This is a genomic window from Hoylesella buccalis ATCC 35310, assembly GCF_025151385.1.
Taxonomy (GTDB): domain Bacteria; phylum Bacteroidota; class Bacteroidia; order Bacteroidales; family Bacteroidaceae; genus Prevotella; species Prevotella buccalis.
Genome location: NZ_CP102287.1, coordinates 312,231 through 330,813, shown reverse-complemented (window position 1 = coordinate 330,813; position 18,583 = coordinate 312,231). Strand labels below are relative to the sequence as shown.

Genomic DNA, 18,583 nt, shown 5'->3' with positions numbered 1-18,583 from the left:
GGGTAATAATATCCCAGTTCGGGTTAAGCCCTACTACGAGAGTAGCATATATACCATTGTTTGTCATTGAGTTGATGAAATCTAATTACAACCACTTGTAAGTTACAAGGAACCCTTATGGATGATATAAAACTAAAAGCCACTCACCATTCCGACGATTCATATTTACTTGAACAGAATGGTAAGTGGCAATACGAAAAACTCTTGCAATAAGCTTAAAATCTCTCAGTCAGGACTCATGTCTACCAACCAGGATTCTGTGGAAGCTTAAATCCGCGAGACTCATACAATGTGATTTGATCCTTGGGCAAAGGATACAAGTAGTCTTTCTCTGAATAAGTACGCATTTTGCCCTTATCTTTGATTGGCAAAATGTACCCGCTGTTTCCGCCTCCGTCAAGATGTACGCCTTTCAAATTCTCAACAGTCAACGGTTTCTTATTCGGATATTTGGCATTATACCATTGTACATATCTATCTTTATCTACCCATGCCCCTCTATTCAAATCGGGATTCAGACTCATGTCAGCATAATTAAGTTTACTCCAACGGCGCAAGTCATTGAACCTGATTCCTTCGAAAACCAGCTCAACTCTCCGCTCACGACGTATCTCCCACAACAATTGCGAAACATCTTGGTCGCGTTTAGGATCGTTGATGACAACACCGTTTACCTTCAATTGCCCACCATCTAAAGTTACATGAGGCATAGAGGTGCTCGGCCGATCTCTTAAAACATTTATCGTTTTATCAAAATCTTTTTGCGTCAAATTGTATGCGCCCAAAGTAGACAACTCGGCAGCCGCCTCAATATAATTCATTAACACCTCATTGTATTTCATAACAGGAGCATCCGTAATGCAAGTGCTGCTTCTACCTCCAGGCAAGTATTTTAGCGATTCATTTACAAAGCGGTTGCCAAAATAGCCAGAAACAGCCCAAACATCTACAACACCCGTCAAAAAAAGTCCCGTCGTATCAATATTGGCATACAGGCGAGGGTCACGATCAGCGATTTCGTCATAGAACCATTTATCGCCCTTAAACATATTGTTACCACTTTGACCTATAGGAAGACCGTTTTTGGTTAGATAGGAGTCGATCAAGGATTTTGAAGGTGCCTTTTCCTCGTGTTCTGTGTTTTGGAATGCCATCAAACTGTGTGTTACAATCGACTCAACATAAGCACGGTACATAATGACTTCCGGATTACCGGCGAGATCCATAGACGTGGTCAAGTCTTTATAATTATTACACAATTTATATTTGCCCTCATTCATGATGGACTCTGCAAAAATCTTCGCAGCCATCAAGTATTTTTTTGCAGCTTCGTTATTCTTTTCCCGATATTTTTGCCATGTACCCTCAAACAACATGAAGCGCGACGCAAAAGCTCTCGCTACATCTTTGTTGATTGTCAATCCGGCCTTGCCATCGGATACGCGAATATTTTCAACAGCAAAATTGAAATCATCTAACACTTTATCCATTACCACCGTACGCAGATCCCGTGCTTTGTAAAGTGTATTATAATTATTTTGCGCTATCGTATCTGCATAATAAGGAACGTCTCCAAATTTTTCAACTAACGAAGCATACTCCATTCCACGCAACAATCTACTTACGCCCAACCAGTGCTTCTTCGCTTCTTCGTTCAAGGCCGACTTTTCAATGCTATTTATTTGCAGGTTTAACGCACGAACGTTATCAAAGTTCCAACCAGAACCACTTGTTGATACCGGTGCGACCTTTGTAAAGAATGTTGCTTTCAATTGTGCGATGTCGTCTGTCCAGTCTGCAACATTGGTATCGGCAAACCAATCAGCACGCGACCATCCCGACCTATATCCAGGGAAGTAAGTGGTATAAAAATCTAATGTCGACAACCGAATGTTCGACTCTTTATCCCAAAACTCCGGAGAATAGCTCACGGTATCCAGTGGATCCAATGTCAGAAAATCATTACATGATGTCAATGTAATGGATATCAGGAATACTCCCAATCCAAATATTTGTTTTTTCATATTATTTGCTTTTTAAGGGTTAGAATACAGCTTGTACACCAAAAGACAATGTCCTTGTATATGGATAGCTTCTACCAAACGACCAGCTACTGTTTCCATAGCCGGCTTTATAATTTGTTGACTCAGGGTCTAACGGCAATTTCATGTTATCAAACTCAAACAAGTTTTCGCCACTGAAATATATTCTAAAGCTTTGGAAATATGCCTTTTGTACCCATTTTGTCGGTAACGTATATCCCACTGTAATGTTTTTACAGCGTAGATAAGACATATCTTCTAAGAATCGAGTCTGCCGCAAATAGCTTTTACCATTTGATGTCCATGCCATGTTAACGGGGCGTGGATAGAACGCATCGGTATGTTCGGGCGTCCAATAATCCATTTGATGATCAAAGGCAGCATCCATATATCCAGAGCCACCTCCTGCAATACCTACAGCACCAGTTGGCCAATAGTCGCGTTTTCCTACACCTTGGAAGAAAACGTTGACATCAAATCCTTTATATGATGCTCCTAAGTTGAAACTGTATTCAAAATTTGGAAGCTCATTACCAATAACAGACAAATCTCCATGGTCTTCAACGGTGTTTTTTCCGTATGTTATTTTACCGTCATCATTTAAATCTTTGTATTTTACATCTCCAGGTTCAAATTTGAAGTTTCCACTTTCAAACAAGGCTTGCGAGGCGATACCTTTTTTGAGTTTACCGCTCTCGTCAAAGTCATCTTTTTGGAACAACCTATCGGATGTATAGCCCCATATTTCGCCTAACCTCTTACCTTGGTAATTGCCATAGATATTGCGGTCTTGGGCGTTAAATTTAGTAATCTCTTCCGTTACATGAGACAATGATGCCCCCAACGAAACACCTAAACCATTTTTGAATAAATGCTGATAATTAACACCCAATTCAAAACCTTTGCCAGTAAGTTCTCCGTAATTAACTTTTGGTACTTTCGCTCCAAACGTAGCAGGTAAGGCTTCTCCCGCGGTGTGCATGTCAGATGTTACACGACGATACCAATCAAACGTAAATTTCAAATCATTGTCGAAAAATGCAGCATCAACACCGAAATCTAACGTTGTAACTCGTTCCCATGTTAACGTAGGAGATATAACGGAAGGAGTATTCAGCGAAGCCATATTTTTACCTCCGACTACCCAACCCGAATAGTTCATCGCCATTACAGACATAAACGAATAAGGTGCCACATCTTGATTTCCTATGGTACCCCACGATCCACGCAATTTCAGATTAGACAACACAGGCGATGCCCAATGCATGAATTTTTCTTCTGACATACGCCATCCTGCAGATGCAGAGGGGAAGAAAGCAAACTTCTTTCCAACGGGGAAACGAGACGAACCATCATAACGAGCATTCAGCTCGAACAGATATCTTTGCATGTAATCGTAATTAATACGCCCAAAGAAACCTGCTGCTGCGAAATGGGTATGATAGCTTGAACCTCTTTCAAATGAATACTGATCACCTGAAGCAAGTGCTATTTCAGGAAGGTCTTGACTTATCAATCCCTGCCGTTTAGAGTGATGTCCAAGACTTTCACGTTTTTCCGCATCAAAACCACCCATCAACTTAAAATTATGCTTGTCTAACAAGTTGAACTGGTAAGTTACATATCCTTTGAAAATATGTTGCGTGGTATACATGCTGTTTTGTGTTACGGCATCATGATAGCTGGAGTAAATTTGTTCAAAGCTGTTGAAAGGAGAGGTTGCAAACATGTTGTATGCATAAACTGTTCCTCCATTACGCTTCTGTGCATCATTAGCATACGAAAATGTATAATCAAAATTGACAGACAGGTTTTTCATTGGATTCAACTCCGTCCCCAAGTTCGCACGGACGTAGGTTGACGTGACGCTTTCCCGATTACCATTTTTGATATCTGTTACCGCCGAACGGAAAGGCTTTCCTTTGTAGTCGGCGTACGGATACCAACGAGGCCAACGCAACAAATAGAACCAAGCATCATACTGTCCGGATGTAAAGCGGTAAGGCTCCTCATTTTTAGAACGAGTCAGCAATATGTTGGTGCGTACTTTCCACCATTTAGTGATTGCTGTAGTAATATTACTGTGCAATGTGTACCTGTCATACTTGTCAGTGTTGAATTTCATAACGCCTTTTTGACCTAAACGGCTCAAACTGATATTATATTGCGTGTTCTTGTTCCCTCCAGTTATCGACAGGCTGTGATTTTGTTGTGGTGTCCACTTGTGGGTAAATTCCTTCACTGGGTCGAAAGAACGGTAAAAATACGTTTTGCCATTAACAATCTCAAAGTCGCGGCCCTCCTGCATCTCTCCCAATGCATCTTGCGACATACCGCCGTATTTCTGCTCCCATTCTTTGATTTTATTGATGGCATATTGGTCTATGGTATAGCCAATATTGGACTTCTGAGTCAATTTTTCCGACTGCATGATTCTCCAGATATAGTCAGCATTATCAGAGGCGGAAGCCAATTTGGGCATGACGGTCGGTGTGTTCCATGCAAAATTATTAGAATAAGACACTCTTACTTTATCATTGGCAGCGCCTTGTTTTGTCGTAATCAAGATAACGCCCCACGCTGCTCGTGTTCCATAAATAGAAGCAGATGAGGCATCCTTAAGCACAGATATGGTTTCGATGTCATCTGGATTGACCAGATTCAAGCTGGGCACTTCAACGTTGTCAACCAAAATTAAAGGAGACGTTCCGCTTGTTGCATTTAAAGAACCTACCGAACCACGAAGTTTAATGGTGGATTCTGTTCCTACGCCTCCTATCTTATTTGTAATGGTCAATCCCGGCGTAACTCCCTGTAAAGCTTTACCTACATCTGTAATTGGCCTGCTGGCAATGGCTTCTTTTACATCAACATTAGCCACCGCACCTGTCAGGTTGGCTTTCTTCTGTGTACCATAACCCACAACAACTACTTCTGAAAGCTGGCCGGCATCTTCCTCAAGCGCTACCTGCATGTTGTCTTTTGCTCGAAGCGTTACCGTTTTGTACCCAACGTAAGAAATTTTAAGTTGAGTACCAGCATCTACCGGAAGTGTAAAACGACCGTTTGTGTCCGTAATGGCACCTGTGGTTTTACCAACCACAACAATCGTGGCACCTACAATCGGTTCACCATGGGCATCGGTGACAATACCACGAACGGCTTGCTGCTGCATCATCACACCAGGCAAATTCAGCTCACTTGCTGATGCCAACATCGGTTGGGACGCAAAAGCACTACCTGCGACGGTAAGTATCGCACATAGATAATTTTTTGTTTTCATAGACCCAAAATTTAAGTTAATAATATATATCTCTACTTTGAATATTATTCACAGTAAGGGGTTAACGCATAGAAATAGGTTGTGAGGCTTATCTGGTTCACCCTGTATCATTGCAATTACTTCCGCAGCAAATGTAGTGATATCACATCAAAAATACAAATTTTATTTAAATTAATTTACGTTCCCAATTCATAAATAATGTTTAAACGCGCATTGGAGAGGCAAGTTTATGCGTAATGGACATTTGGTAGGCTGGCTATTTCAGTCTACCAAATGTCCATTACGCCAACTTTGCAGAAACATGGAAAGCATCCAACATTGGAGGCAACGTTAAAGAGCCACACAAATTCTTTTTATCGTAAGAACTTGTGTGGCTCTACCTATGAGATGTAACACTCGTTACAATCAAGCACCAATTACCAACCTGGATTCTGTTTCAATTCCTTATTCAGTGTTATCTGTCCTGTCGGAACAGGATAGAAATAATGCTTTTTGTCAAAGGTACGAATCTGCTTCAAAGTATTCGAACCAATCATATATCCATCGGCATTTACATCAACTTCAGGATTCTTCAAATACTTTAAGTTAGCGCCAAGATAGATATTGGGATGCTTTTGTGAATCTAACAAATCAAGTTGATGCCAACGTATCAAGTCCCAATAGCGATACCAGTTGTCAAACATCAACTCGCAACGGCGTACTCGTCGGATTTCCCACAACAAGTTGCTAACATTCATGTTGTTAGCGGGGTCAGCCTCTGGCGTTGTTGTCATATTTGGCAAGCCTGCACGCTTCTGTAAAAGGTTCACACTCTTATCCAAATCTGCTTGGGTTAGATTGCCTAACTCAGCTTTTGCTTCCGCATAATTCAAGTAAATCACTGACAACCAGTAGATAGGACAATCGGTATATTGCTTACCAATGTTGTTTCGGTCAGTGGTAGTCATTTCCTTAGGGTTATCATATTTGGCTACACCATACCCTGTTGTCGAAGTAAATTCATTCGAACCAGCACGCGAATAAGGCTTTCCCTTAAACACCAAAACCGTATCTATAGTTACAGCTAAACGCTTATCGCGTACGGCGAGCAAAGAATTGATGTTAAATACACCATTCGCATCTGCCTGTACTGCATCGGTATTATCCAATGCCGTTGTTGCCTTTGGCTTTCCATCCAAGAATAAATAAGCATCAAAGGCATCCTTCGTCATGCCATGTGTACCACTGGTATTCAAAGTATAATCGACTGTTGAGTGCATTAAAACGTTCTGAGAATAAGGCTTGTAGAAGATAATTTCAGGATTATTACTCAAATCTATCGAATTATAGATACCCTGATAGGAATCATTGAGCTTGTATCTCTTCTTCATCAATGCCTCACAAGCCGATACACACTCATTCAAATACTTCTGGGCGCGTGCCACATCCGGACCTTTGCCAGCATTTTCTTTAGCAGTACGATATTTACAATAGGTTCCTTCAAACAAAGTAACATCCGCTTTCATTGCCAATGCCATATCGGCCGTAAAGCGCTGTTTGTTGCTTCCCTGTATGTACTTGGCTGCAAAATTCAAATCGTTTAATACGCTATCCATGACAATATCGCGATCTACTCTCGGACCATACAACACGTCATTATCGTCAGTTGACACCACATGACCTACCCATGGCACATCTCCATATTCTCTTACGAACTGATAATACTGCCAGGCACGATTCAAGCGGGCGATGCCTTCATAACTTGCCTTCACAGTTTCGGACAACGTAGAGGATTTCAAACCCTGGATGATATAGTTGGCGCGTCGTATTTCTGTTAATGGACTTGACCAGTTACCTGAAGAAGAAACCACGTTGGTGTAAGACCACAAGTTATCGTGATAACTTACTTGGTCATCACTCAAGGTCTTAAAATAGAACCATCCACCACCGCCAGCGTTGCCATAACCTACATAGTTATTCAGGAAGTGGTTACACTGGTTGTCTAAGTTGCTGGAATTACTCCAATATGTTGGGGTATTGGTAAAGGTGTCGTACGGACTGATGTCCAAGAAGTCATTACAACTCGACATCGCCACTATCAAACCAATACCTAAAATAATGCTCTTTTTCATAATTGCTGATTTTTAGGAATTATACACTATAAGGTTACTTGAACACCAAAAGAGAATGTACGCGTGATGGGTGCTGTACGTCCCCAGCCACCGTAACTCTCACCATCACCCGTGTTCACTTCTGGGTCTACAGGTAAATCGTGTCCTTTGTGTAACAAGAATAAGTTATTACCACTGAAGTAAATACGTGCTCTTTGGATATAAGCCTTCTGTGTCAGGGCTGTAGGAAGTGTATAACCAAGCGTGATATTCTTCAATCGTAGATACGACATATCCGTCAGATAGCGTGACTGTGGATAATAGTTATTCGATCCGTTGCTAATACCTGATACCGTACCGCCTCCATCATTTCCTGGGAACAAACGCGGGTATCGATTACCTTGATTTATCTCATAGCCCTTTATCGTTTTCCAATCATCCGAATAAAGCACCCTGTTATAACTATCCTGATGTGCATAAGATGCCAAGTCTGCACTACGCATCAACGGGAAGTTAAGCGATGAGATAGTCCAAGCATCACGCTTGCCAACACCTTGGAAGAACAAATCCAAGTCGAATCCCTTCCAATTACCACCTAAATGGAAGCTATATTCGTAACGAGGCAAGAAGTTTCCTATCACTTTCAGGTCGCCATGATCACCGGCAGTGCCTTTACCACCATCGATAACGCCGCTGCCATCTAAGTCTTTAAACTTAACATCACCAGGTCCATAATGGAAAGAGCCCTTCTCCAAACCTTTTTGTGAAGCGATGCCTTGTGCATAATTCCATGTACCATCGGCATTGCGTCCCGTGAAATCTGATTCTTCAAAATATCTATCAGTCTCGAATCCCCAAATATCACCATAAACCTTACCCGAGTAATTGGTATTCAACAGCTTCGCATCATTGCGCCACTCTTGTACCGTAGTCTTAGAATCACTCAAGTTAAAGTTAGCATATACATTCACCTCTCCGAAGGTGTGATTCCAGTTGATATTAAATTCCCAGCCACGTGTGCGCAGCGTTCCTGCATTTTGATAAGGTGCAGCGGCGCCTAATACGTCAGGTAAGACTTGCGATGGGGCTAACATGTCTCGGTTTTCACGTTGGAACCAGTCAAAGCCCATCATCAATTCGTTATTGAAGAAGCCTAAATCCAAACCTAAGTCAATAGTGCGAATGCGCTCCCATGTCAAGGAATTAGCAACTAAGTTTGGCATATTATACATGGTCAGCTTATTAGCATTGGCAGCGTTGTTCTCTACCCAATACGCATAACGTGAACCCGTTTGATTGATAAGTTCTTCAAACATGTAATTACCAATGGCCTCATTACCAATTTCACCAAACGATGCGCGCAACTTACCGTTGCTCACTACCTTCTTCAAAGGCTCAAAATAAGCCTCTTCGGAGAAGCGATAACCAGCCGAAGCTGATGGGAAGAATGCCCAATGATCATCGTGAGGGAAGCGTGAAGAACCGTCATAACGACCATTCAGTTCTAAGAGATAGATGCCCTTGTAATCGTAGTTCAATCGTCCAAAATAACCTGCAGAAGCCCTTGCTGAGTGCTCCCAACTAATATCTTGTCCTTCTTGTGAAGCCAAATTCAATTCAGGCATTTGCTCATCGAACAAGCCACTACGCTTTCCATACAGGTAAATATAGTCAGTCTTCTCAGCATTCACACCAGCCATCGCTTTGAAGTGATGGTCTCCCCAACTCTTATCATAGTCCATATAAGCATTGAGGGTCCAAGTATTGCTCTTTGAATTGTCACGCCAAACGGTAGTTTGACTTGGGTTTACAATATATCCTGGCTTCACTCCACCCCAGTTAATGCCGTATACCGAGAAGTCTTCAGAGCCACTATTCATGTTCTGTATCATATAGGTGAAATCAGCATTCAGGGTCAACTCTTTGGTTAAATTGGCTTTTGCAAAAGTATTCAAGCGGGTTAAGTCAACCGTTGTACGACGATCAGATGCCTGCTTCTGCATGGCGATCACACGCTGATCCAATCCATCTATTGTTCCTGAAGGGATAAAGAATGATCCCCAACGCCACAAATATTGATAGGTACTTGACCAGGTGTCAGGACGTTTGTACATCTTGCGCGTGAAATTGATGCGTGCACCTATCTGTAACCAATCAGTGACATTACTCGTAATATTAGCCGATGCGTTGTATTTATTCAACTTGTCAGGATGTATTTTCATCAACCCCTGTTTTTCATCATAGCCAAATGACAAGTAATAATTGGTTTTACCAGACGAGCCTTGTACTGAGAGTATATGACTCTGTGAAGGTGCAGCATTGTTAAAAAATATTTTCTTGATATCCCAGTCTGCATAATAATAAGGTGTGGCACCTACCATGGCATAATCACCCACATTATCGTCACTGACATATTTTCTCATCTCGCCATAACCAATCTTGCCACCATTCTGTGCTTTCCACTTTTCAGCGTAAGGAAGAAGTTTATCGAAGTACATACCAAACAATTCTACCTCGTACTGACCTGCATTCGCCTTGCCTTCCAAAGCCATTTTAAGTTGCGTCGGCACATCGGGATAGTCTGGCAAATAGGTTGCTTGATCCCAAGAGAAGTTGTTGTTATAGGTAACAGTTGTACGTTCTGAAGGGTGTGCTCCCTTGGTTTGAATCAGGATAACACCGAAAGCAGCTCGTGTTCCGTAGATAGAAGTGGATGCGGCATCTTTCAGCACTGAGATGCTCTCAATGTCCTGTGTGTTCAGGAATGAGATGTCATCCATAGGCACGCCATCTACGACAATCAGCGGATTGCTCACTGCCTTGTTACTCAAGGTACCTACACCTCTAATACGCATAGATGCTTGCCCGTTAATACTACCATTCGATGAGGTAATGGTTAGTCCTGGCACTGCACCTTGCAGGGCTTTCGTTACGTCTTGTTGAGGACGGCCTGCCATGGTTTTACTCAAGTCAACCGTCGAGACTGCACCTGTCAGGTTGGCTTTCTTCTGTGTACCATAACCCACAACAACTACTTCTGAAAGCTGTCCGGCATCTTCCTCAAGCGCTACCTGCATGTTGTCTTTTGCGCGAAGCGTTACCGTTTTGTACCCAACGTAAGAAATTTTAAGTTGAGTACCAGCATCTACAGAAAGTGTAAAACGACCGTTTGTGTCTGTAATGGCACCTGTGGTTTTACCAACCACAACAATCGTGGCACCTACAATCGGCTCGCCATGGGCATCGGTTACAATACCACGAACGGCTTGCTGTTGCATCATCACACCAGGCAAGTTCAAATCACTTGCTGATGCCAACATCGGTTGGGACGCAAAAGCACTACCGGCGACCATAAGTATCGCACATAGATAATTCTTTGTTTTCATAGACCCAAAATTTAAGTTAATAATAATATATATCTGCTTTGAATATTTTTCGCAGTAAGGGGGTAACGCGTGAATAGTTGTGAGGCTTATCTGGTTCACCCTGTACCATAGCAATTACTTCCACAGCAAATGTAGTGATATCACATCAAAAATACAAATTTTATTTAAATTAATTTACGTTCCCAATTCATAAATAATATTTAAATGCGCATTGAAGAGGCAAGTTTATGCACATTATTCTTCATCATCAGGTGCTGTTTTGTCCAAATAAATGACAAAAAAAGTTTACTTACAAATTGATGAAATAGAAAAAAACGATAGGCAAACATGCGACAATCATTCCCTACGAATGCAATGTAAAAGGCTTATTTGAGCAATAGCACGGAGTAAACCCAAATCGGCCATTAGAAAAAGCTTCTTGTCATTTTCTAATGACCGATTTGGGTTTAAGCAACATTTTTTGTCTAAATCATATCCCATTCATGATAGAGTGGGATGTATTATCATGCACATGACTCTAACAAGGAACAATGCTCCTAACTTGTCAAAATAGGGACGGGCTTAACCCGAACTGGGGTAATCCTTATCTTATTGCTGTGATGTTTACAAAACAAAGGCAACAAAAAGGACAGAATCCCAAGTAAAGATACCCGATATTATTTATCAATTAGTTACAAAATTCAAATATTCTGTTCATAACAAATTTTGTTTTCAGGCTTAGAATTGATTAGCCTTAGAATTTGTTTCTTCTTTTCCAAAGCTTCATTAAAACCATCACACATGATGTCCACTAATTCCTGATATATCTTGCCCTCATGCCATTTTGATTTATTGACTAATTGTTTTGTAATGGATACGCGTGGCTTTTTACCATATTTACCAGTTTTAGGTTTAATGAATTTCCAGCCTCCTCTTTTCTCTTCAATTCCATACGAGCTTATTATTTCAAGACATTTATCCCAACGGTCCTTATTATTCGATTGATAGGCAGCGTCAGCTGCAATTGCTATTTTATATGTTCCTGATTGGAAACTGATGGCAATTGTTATTTTGTCAGTATCTACTTGTCCAATGGTCTGAGCTTTAAATATAATTTCTGCATCTCCATTTCTTGCTGATCCAGCTATATTATATTCTTTCAAATCCTCGCACTTACCATCATAACGGCTCTTGATACATGTAACAATTTTATGATATAGAGCAATTTGAAAGATACTTTCTAAATTATTCGAAAGTACAAATTGAGTAGTTGCTCGATATTTGTCAAGATTTTCCTTGTCGCGATTAGGTAGCTTATGAAAAATCTGAGGGTATTGCTCTGGGCTATCTAAATATTTTTGCAAACTGTCGATAATATTGCGTAAAGAATCTAAATATTCATCCACGATTACTATATGCCGATTTGTTACTTGATTATCATCAGTTGCTCGCTCCGCCTTGTTGAAAATATCGTACAGATCCTCGTATTTTAAAGAATGCCATTTAATTTCATTTGATTTTGCATCTTCCCCAGTAAGGCTTAATAAAACAAAATGATTCACCCCTTCACCGTTTTTCTGTAAAATCTTATCAGCGTATTCTTCTGTCTGCCATTTCCCGCTTTTGACCTTATGTTCTAAGGACTTGATTTTATTCTCTACTACCCACAACGTCATCATATCATTCTGTTTTGTTGTAAACACAATATCTATGTGATTGCTTTCAACCTGAGTTCCAATGTTGGGATAGGTAATGTTGTTTTCATCTACGCCAAACATTTGACGAAGTATCTTTGATTTTACTGTTTGAGAAAAAGCATGGCAATTTTCAGATAACATCCAAGCTATAATGGATGAATGTACACGCTCGATATCGGCAACACCAATGTAATTAAAAAAATTGTTCCACTAGTGTCCGGTTAAAATTTCCATACTATCATTTATTTCGTTAATATTCAATGAGATACATCGATTTAAAAATTTTCCGATTTGATTTCTTATCTTTGTACTGTCTCATATATAAGATAGCACAGGATATGAATGTCGGAAACACTGTACTCTCGCAACTGATGTCTCTCATCCCTGATTACGAGCTCAGGAAATGTGTTGACAAATATCGAGGGGATTTTCATGCAAGACGTTTCACTTGCCGTGATCAGTTTCTTGTCATGAGTTATGCTCAATTTACTAGCAGTGCAAGTCTTCGAAGTATAGAAGCTCAACTTACCGCATTCAACTCCAAATTGTACCATGCGGGGTTGAAAATCATGCCAAAATCTACTCTTGCTGATATGAACGAAAAGAAAAACTGGCGTATTTATCAAGACTATGCAATGATACTTGTCGATAGAGCTAAGACCCTTTATAAGGATAATTATTACCGTCTGAACATCGACAACATGGTCTATGCTTTTGACAGTAGTACCATTAATCTTTGTCTGCAGCTTTGTCCTTGGGCAAAATTCCATCATGATAAAGGGGCGTTCAAAATGCATACCTTGGTTGATGTTAAGAACAGTATACCTAACTTTGTTCTCCTTACTCCCGGCAATGTACATGATAGCCAAGCTATGGATATGCTGCCAATCGAAACAGGCGCCTATTACCTTATGGATAAAGGATATGTCGATTTTGATCGGCTGTTCCGAATCTTTCAACAACAACATGCATACTTTGTTACCCGAGCTAAGGATAATATGAAGTACAATGTTTTCGAGACAAGAGTGGTTGATAGGCAGACTGGTGTCATCTCTGATGAAACTATCAGTCTCACTGGTCTCTTTACTGCCAAGAAATATCCAGACGTATTGCGATTGGTTACATATGAAGACTATGCTCAGAACGTTGTGTATCGATTTTTGACTAATGACTTCATCCTTCCAGCGATTACCATTGCAGAACTCTACCGAGAGCGTTGGACTATTGAGACGTTCTTCAAATGGATTAAGCAGCACTTGCATATCAAGTCGTTCTATGGAACAACCCAGAATGCAGTCTTTACGCAAATATGGATAGCTATCTGCGATTATCTGCTTCTTATTATTGCTTTGAAGATGTATCATATTAAGCAAAATCTTTACATATACTCTAACGTCATCGGACAAGTTCTCTTTGAGAGGACTCCGTTGAATGAACTATTTGATAAAACAATTATTAATCAAAATGCGGAAAATGAACGCCAGCTTTCGCTTTGGTAAAATTTAACCGGACAGTAGTGATGAGACAGTACAAAGATAAGAAATCAAATCGGAAAATTTTTAAATCGATGTATCTCATTGAATATTAATGAAATAAATGATAGTCTGGAAATTTTAACCGGACACTAGTGATTTAAAGTCTCTAATATAGTTACCTTTTAACACACAGCAACCAAAATATAGACCTCCGTTTTCTATGATATCTTCAAACCTCGGCAAGCCCTCGAAAATATTTTCATTACTACAAATCATTAGTGTCCCGTTAAAATCGGGACCAGTTAAATATTAATCAAATAACCCCGGAAAGAGGGGACAATCGAGTTCTTTGACATTATTGAAATCAGTCCTTTCGAAGAGATCTACGAGTGGTGTCTTATCCATAAGCGAAATACTTAGAATCTGAAGAACCTCATAAGTCGATCGCTTAAGTTGAAAATCATGTTGTACGATAGCAACAAGGCAATAGGCTATGATTGCCGATGAAATTTGGATTCTCACAGCATTCTCTGTAGTACCCCAAAACTTCTTGATCTTGAGGTGCTGCTTTAGCCATTTGAAGAACAGCTCTATCTGCCATCTATTCTTGTAAAGATTGGCGATTTCAGGTGCTGTAAGATGAAAGGCATTGGTTAGGAAAGCAAACTCCCTGTCTTGTTCTTCATCATAGAATTTGACGAGTCTGAGTTTCTCTGGATACTTTCGGTATGAATTGTATTCAATGAATTCAATTACAGCATCTGTCAATATATTCTTTGGCAACCTGCGTCTCCATTTACAGCATTTGTATTGCAGATTCTTCTTGGCTCGCACAACAAAGAACGATTCATGCTGATGTATTTTGAAAAGTTCCTTGAATGCATTATATCCACGGTCGAATACATAGTAAGAACCTGATTCATAAGGAATTTCCTTCATGGAATTTGAGTCGTAAATGGATGCTGTAGAGATATGGAAGAAAGCAGGAACCTGAGATTCGAGGTCATATAACACATGTGCTTTTATCCCTCCCTTCTTCTTACGGAACTTTGCCCACCAGAAGACTGACAAACACAAAGGAATTGTCGTTGAGTCGAAGGCATACACATTGCCTTTCAACTTGAAGACATCCGTTACCCGTTTCTTTCTGGCTTGCTCCATCATATAGAAAGCAAAGTCTTCAAAGATACGGTAGTCACGATTCTGATTGGCTGAAGCAAATGTCGTTTTCGCAATAGGCTTACGCCCTAATCCAAGATGGTATTGCTTTGCTCTATGTGCTTCAAAAGCAACTATCAAATCTCGCAAACTCTCTCGATTACTCAGTTGACCAAACATCATAGCAAGCAACTGATTCCAACAAGTGAAATGCTTCACATAGCGGTTTCCATCATACTTGCGAACATAGTTGTTAAACTGAGTTCTGTTCAAAAAAGCGGTGAGCTGGGCAAAAACGTATTTGTCTTGGAACATAACAGTCATTTAAATTTGACTGCAAAGTTACGAAATCAAGTCCGTTTCATTTCAAAACACCACCTAATAGACTGTATTTCAATTAATTCAAAGAGCGATTAGCCCACCTTAACGGGACATTAGTGAATTTAGACCAATCAATATACAATTCAACTTCATTTTCATGAGTCGTTTTTGAAAAGACTCTGATTTCTCGTCCTAATTTATGAACGCCGAGTCTCCCGATTCCCTTCTCTCCCAACGGATATCGCCCACATTCATTCTTTTTAGTGGATTTTTTGTAATCGGTTCCAACAACAAGCCAAACGTTTTTTATTATATCGGCATTCATACCGCATCCGTTATCCGAAATAGTTATCTTTTTAAGTACTTTATTTTCAGAATAAAACTCTACCTTACATTCTGTTGCACAAGCATCATACGAATTTTTCACCAATTCAAGAATGGCAATACTTTCATTTTTAATCAAGTCTTCTCCGAAATGTGCAATGATTCTCGGTGTAACGGAAAAATGATGTTTCATATGGCTTTAAATAGAATTTTTAATTATTACTTCACCTAACCTTCTGGCATATTCTGGAGGCACGGCGTTACCAATGAGTTTAGCGGTTGCAGCAATGCCATTAGTTTTGAAAACGTAAGTTTTTGGAAAGCTTTGTAAAGTTGCTCCATCACGCAGAGAAACAGCCCTATCTTCATCGGGGTGTCCGAAACGTCCGTTCGAAATGCTGAAAAACTTAGTGGTAATCGTTGGAGCAGGTTTATCCCAACTCATTCGCCCGTATGTATCTTTAAAAGAGGAATCTTTCCCTATAAAACATTTGAGTTGTAATTCCGAATCATTTGCCCAGCCCAATCTGTCACCTCCGTTATGTCGCGTTTTTGCCATACGACGCAATCCTTTTTCACTCAATCCTGCTGCTGTGTGATTAAAATCACTCAAATCTCTATGACCTGCTTTAATCTTTGGGAATCCGTTTTGCGGTCCAATGGCGTCACGAAGTAATTTGCTTTCTTTTTCGGGAGCGGGCAAATGAATATCTGTATTTTTTAATCGAGTGGCTATTAATGAAAAACGTTTTCTACTTTGCGGTATGCCGTAATTGCTCATATTTACAACTCGATATACGATTTTGCCATATCCTATCTCTTTTAACTTTCCAAGAAAATCTGGCAATATGCTATCTCTATGAGTTATAATTCCAGGTACATTCTCTACTAAAATATATCCAGGCTTATAATAATCAACGAAGCGGGCAAAATCAATTAATAAGTCCTTTGACTGAATTGATTTGTTTTTATCGGAACGTATTATGCTATAAAATTGGCAAGGACTACATCCGACAAAAATTAAGTTGTCGTCATTTTTTTTGTAAATTGAAGTTTATTTCAAAATAATTACAGTGCAACGCTTTAATATCTGATTGGATAAAGACTGCACCTGGATTATTATACTCGTAAGTCTCTTTTGCATCCTTATCGAAATCAACTCCAGCTATAACATTTATACCAGCTTGGCGAAGTCCGCATGTCATACCGCCTCCGCCACAAAAGAAATCAATTGCCTTATATTTTGTAATATTTACTTCCATTAATTTTTACCGCATTTAAAATGTTTTAATAAAAATCATATACTTATCCTCAAAATAAGGATATAAACTTCCGTAGCCTATATTATTTGCCACCTATGACCATTTTAATCAATATTTCATTGCAAATATACATAAAATCGAATCTAAAACCTAGTGATAGACCATATTTCTTTTATTGTTATATAGACTCTAGCTCACTATGATTGTTTAATGGAGTTCGGTAATTATCACTCCATGTTTTTTCCCTCCATATACAAAGTTAAGATTACCCGTATTAAATAACGTTTTAATGGGTAACGTGTCTTTTGGATTATCAACATATATGATATTGATAATTCTATAGGTCTCTTTGTGAGAATATGTCCACCTTCCTATTTTTTCTTTTAAAAGATTTCTACTTACTTGAGGAATCTTTAAATCAAATTTGACGGTTAAAGTATCTTTTGGATGTATCGATGGCTCTGCATCCAAGTGTGCTTTTACAAGTGTAAGCCAAGTACTGTCCTCAAGAACCTGTATCTGGTATTCTCTTTTCAGTCTAATAGGTTTATTTGAATTATTATGCATCCATAATGATAATTCCTTTCCTATTGTTTTGTCTACATGGCTCCTCACTACAATAGAGTCATCATACTTTGTGGAAATACTATCCTTTTGAGAATTTCCCGAAAGACTTTCTTTTTTAACCGTATTTGTAGTACAACTATAAATTACAAATAGCAATATTAACAGGAGAATCATCTTTATGTTCTTATTCATAATTTTCTATTGAATTGTCTTATCAAACTTACCGTTAAAATCTCTAACAACAATTCTTCGATGGTATAACTTCTTAATGCGAATTTCATCCCATGAATATTGTTTTGCAACTCTTCAAACAAGGATGAGTGTTTTGTTTGGACACCCTGTCAGAAGCTATGAACAGGTTTAAGTTCACCTTTTTTTCTATCATAATAGACAGAGTTCCATAAATTATTAAACTCTTGTTCCGTTATCATTTGAATATTGAATTTCTTGAAGAATTGCAAATCACAGTTTGTATCCAACCAATAACCGTAATTCCTTTCATCGGGCATTTTTACTATTATTTTTCCACCGCTATCAATTCCTATTTCTCGAAAAGGTTCATCGTATTTTTCATCATATTCTAAATACCACATTGCTACATCGCCTAATTTATCAAAAAAGTCTGGATCGGCATTAAAATATTTGCTCAAAATAAAACGAATTCTACTACATAAGTTTTTTTCTTTCATCGTTTGCACTGGGATTTCTTTTTTACGGTGCCGATATTGAAACTTAAAATACAACATAATTACATAAAAGTTAAACGTAATAATTTAACGACGATGTCCCGTGTAGCCACGGTGCAGACCCATGGTGTTGATCGTCACCGTCTGCCTGCCCCACGCATCGTAGGAGGCATCGAAGACCTTTGCACCATTTTCATCCATAACGGATAGGATGTTGCCTAATCGTCCATAATTTTTATCTACACTAAAAGTTTCTATATAACAGCCTCCGAAATCGCTCATAGGATTCGGCAGGTACACCCTAATGTGATTA

At 39.4% G+C, this 18,583-nt stretch carries 12 protein-coding genes and 1 pseudogene; 1 reads left to right on the top strand and 12 read right to left on the bottom strand.

The genetic code is table 11. The features are described 5' to 3' along the window. Positions 1 to 242 precede the first annotated feature (242 nt). The 5 genes and pseudogenes from NQ518_RS01470 to NQ518_RS01450 form a co-directional block, all read right to left on the bottom strand. Positions 243 to 2,024, bottom strand: coding sequence for a RagB/SusD family nutrient uptake outer membrane protein (locus tag NQ518_RS01470; RefSeq protein ID WP_227205681.1), 1,782 nt, complete (start codon positions 2,022 to 2,024; stop codon positions 243 to 245). 19 nt (positions 2,025 to 2,043) lie between these two features. Then, positions 2,044 to 5,325 carry a SusC/RagA family TonB-linked outer membrane protein gene (locus NQ518_RS01465; protein ID WP_227205683.1) on the bottom strand — a complete coding sequence of 1,094 codons (3,282 nt, stop codon included), beginning with the start codon at positions 5,323 to 5,325 and terminating at the stop codon, positions 2,044 to 2,046. 416 nt (positions 5,326 to 5,741) lie between these two features. After that, positions 5,742 to 7,436 carry a RagB/SusD family nutrient uptake outer membrane protein gene (locus NQ518_RS01460; RefSeq protein ID WP_227205685.1) on the bottom strand — a complete coding sequence of 565 codons (1,695 nt, stop codon included), beginning with the start codon at positions 7,434 to 7,436 and terminating at the stop codon, positions 5,742 to 5,744. A gap of 26 nt (positions 7,437 to 7,462) precedes the next feature. Further along, positions 7,463 to 10,735: a SusC/RagA family TonB-linked outer membrane protein gene (locus tag NQ518_RS01455; protein ID WP_374211145.1), complete on the bottom strand. Its 3,273-nt coding sequence runs from the start codon at positions 10,733 to 10,735 to the stop codon at positions 7,463 to 7,465. A 746-nt stretch (positions 10,736 to 11,481) separates the two neighbouring features. Further along, a pseudogene (locus tag NQ518_RS01450) lies at positions 11,482 to 12,669 on the bottom strand (hypothetical protein); the annotation flags it as partial. Between the two features lie 146 nt (positions 12,670 to 12,815). Here NQ518_RS01450 and NQ518_RS01445 point away from each other — a divergent pair. Then, a complete protein-coding gene (locus tag NQ518_RS01445; RefSeq protein WP_309565639.1) occupies positions 12,816 to 13,976 on the top strand; it encodes an IS4 family transposase in 1,161 nt (386 codons plus the stop codon). A 285-nt stretch (positions 13,977 to 14,261) separates the two neighbouring features. Here NQ518_RS01445 and NQ518_RS01440 read toward each other — a convergent pair whose 3' ends face one another. The 7 genes from NQ518_RS01440 to NQ518_RS01410 form a co-directional block, all read right to left on the bottom strand. Next, positions 14,262 to 15,425 (bottom strand): IS4 family transposase, encoded by a 1,164-nt coding sequence (locus NQ518_RS01440; protein ID WP_227208633.1) that lies wholly within the window; start codon positions 15,423 to 15,425, stop codon positions 14,262 to 14,264. Positions 15,426 to 15,507: 82 nt separating this feature from the next. Then, entirely contained in the window at positions 15,508 to 15,948 is a 441-nt protein-coding gene (locus tag NQ518_RS01435) for an ATP-binding protein (RefSeq protein WP_227208565.1), read from the bottom strand. 6 nt (positions 15,949 to 15,954) lie between these two features. Continuing rightward, complete coding sequence (locus NQ518_RS01430) at positions 15,955 to 16,737, bottom strand: DNA cytosine methyltransferase (protein WP_260107767.1); 783 nt, start codon at positions 16,735 to 16,737, stop codon at positions 15,955 to 15,957. Positions 16,738 to 16,786: 49 nt separating this feature from the next. Next, on the bottom strand, positions 16,787 to 17,017 hold the full coding sequence (locus NQ518_RS01425) for a DNA cytosine methyltransferase (RefSeq protein WP_260107750.1): 231 nt from the start codon (positions 17,015 to 17,017) through the stop codon (positions 16,787 to 16,789). A gap of 207 nt (positions 17,018 to 17,224) precedes the next feature. Then, positions 17,225 to 17,776, bottom strand: a complete 552-nt coding sequence (locus tag NQ518_RS01420; RefSeq protein ID WP_227208564.1) for a hypothetical protein — start codon at positions 17,774 to 17,776, stop codon at positions 17,225 to 17,227. 149 nt (positions 17,777 to 17,925) lie between these two features. Beyond that, a complete protein-coding gene (locus tag NQ518_RS01415) occupies positions 17,926 to 18,273 on the bottom strand; it encodes a hypothetical protein (protein WP_227208562.1) in 348 nt (115 codons plus the stop codon). A gap of 84 nt (positions 18,274 to 18,357) precedes the next feature. Further along, positions 18,358 to 18,552, bottom strand: a complete 195-nt coding sequence (locus NQ518_RS01410; RefSeq protein ID WP_227208560.1) for a hypothetical protein — start codon at positions 18,550 to 18,552, stop codon at positions 18,358 to 18,360. Between the last annotated feature and the right edge of the window lie 31 nt (positions 18,553 to 18,583).

Bases quoted from the DNA above. Each gene is read 5' to 3' on its own strand.
- NQ518_RS01470 (WP_227205681.1), bottom strand. From the start codon at position 2,024: ATGAAAAAACAAATATTTGGATTGGGAGTATTCCTGATATCCATTACA.
- NQ518_RS01465 (WP_227205683.1), bottom strand. From the start codon at position 5,325: ATGAAAACAAAAAATTATCTATGTGCGATACTTACCGTCGCAGGTAGT.
- NQ518_RS01460 (WP_227205685.1), bottom strand. From the start codon at position 7,436: ATGAAAAAGAGCATTATTTTAGGTATTGGTTTGATAGTGGCGATGTCG.
- NQ518_RS01455 (WP_374211145.1), bottom strand. From the start codon at position 10,735: ATGTTGGCATCAGCAAGTGATTTGAACTTGCCTGGTGTGATGATGCAA.
- NQ518_RS01445 (WP_309565639.1), top strand. From the start codon at position 12,816: ATGAATGTCGGAAACACTGTACTCTCGCAACTGATGTCTCTCATCCCT.
- NQ518_RS01440 (WP_227208633.1), bottom strand. From the start codon at position 15,425: ATGTTCCAAGACAAATACGTTTTTGCCCAGCTCACCGCTTTTTTGAAC.
- NQ518_RS01435 (WP_227208565.1), bottom strand. From the start codon at position 15,948: ATGAAACATCATTTTTCCGTTACACCGAGAATCATTGCACATTTCGGA.
- NQ518_RS01425 (WP_260107750.1), bottom strand. From the start codon at position 17,017: ATGGAAGTAAATATTACAAAATATAAGGCAATTGATTTCTTTTGTGGC.
- NQ518_RS01420 (WP_227208564.1), bottom strand. From the start codon at position 17,776: ATGAATAAGAACATAAAGATGATTCTCCTGTTAATATTGCTATTTGTA.
- NQ518_RS01415 (WP_227208562.1), bottom strand. From the start codon at position 18,273: ATGAAAGAAAAAAACTTATGTAGTAGAATTCGTTTTATTTTGAGCAAA.
- NQ518_RS01410 (WP_227208560.1), bottom strand. From the start codon at position 18,552: ATGAGCGATTTCGGAGGCTGTTATATAGAAACTTTTAGTGTAGATAAA.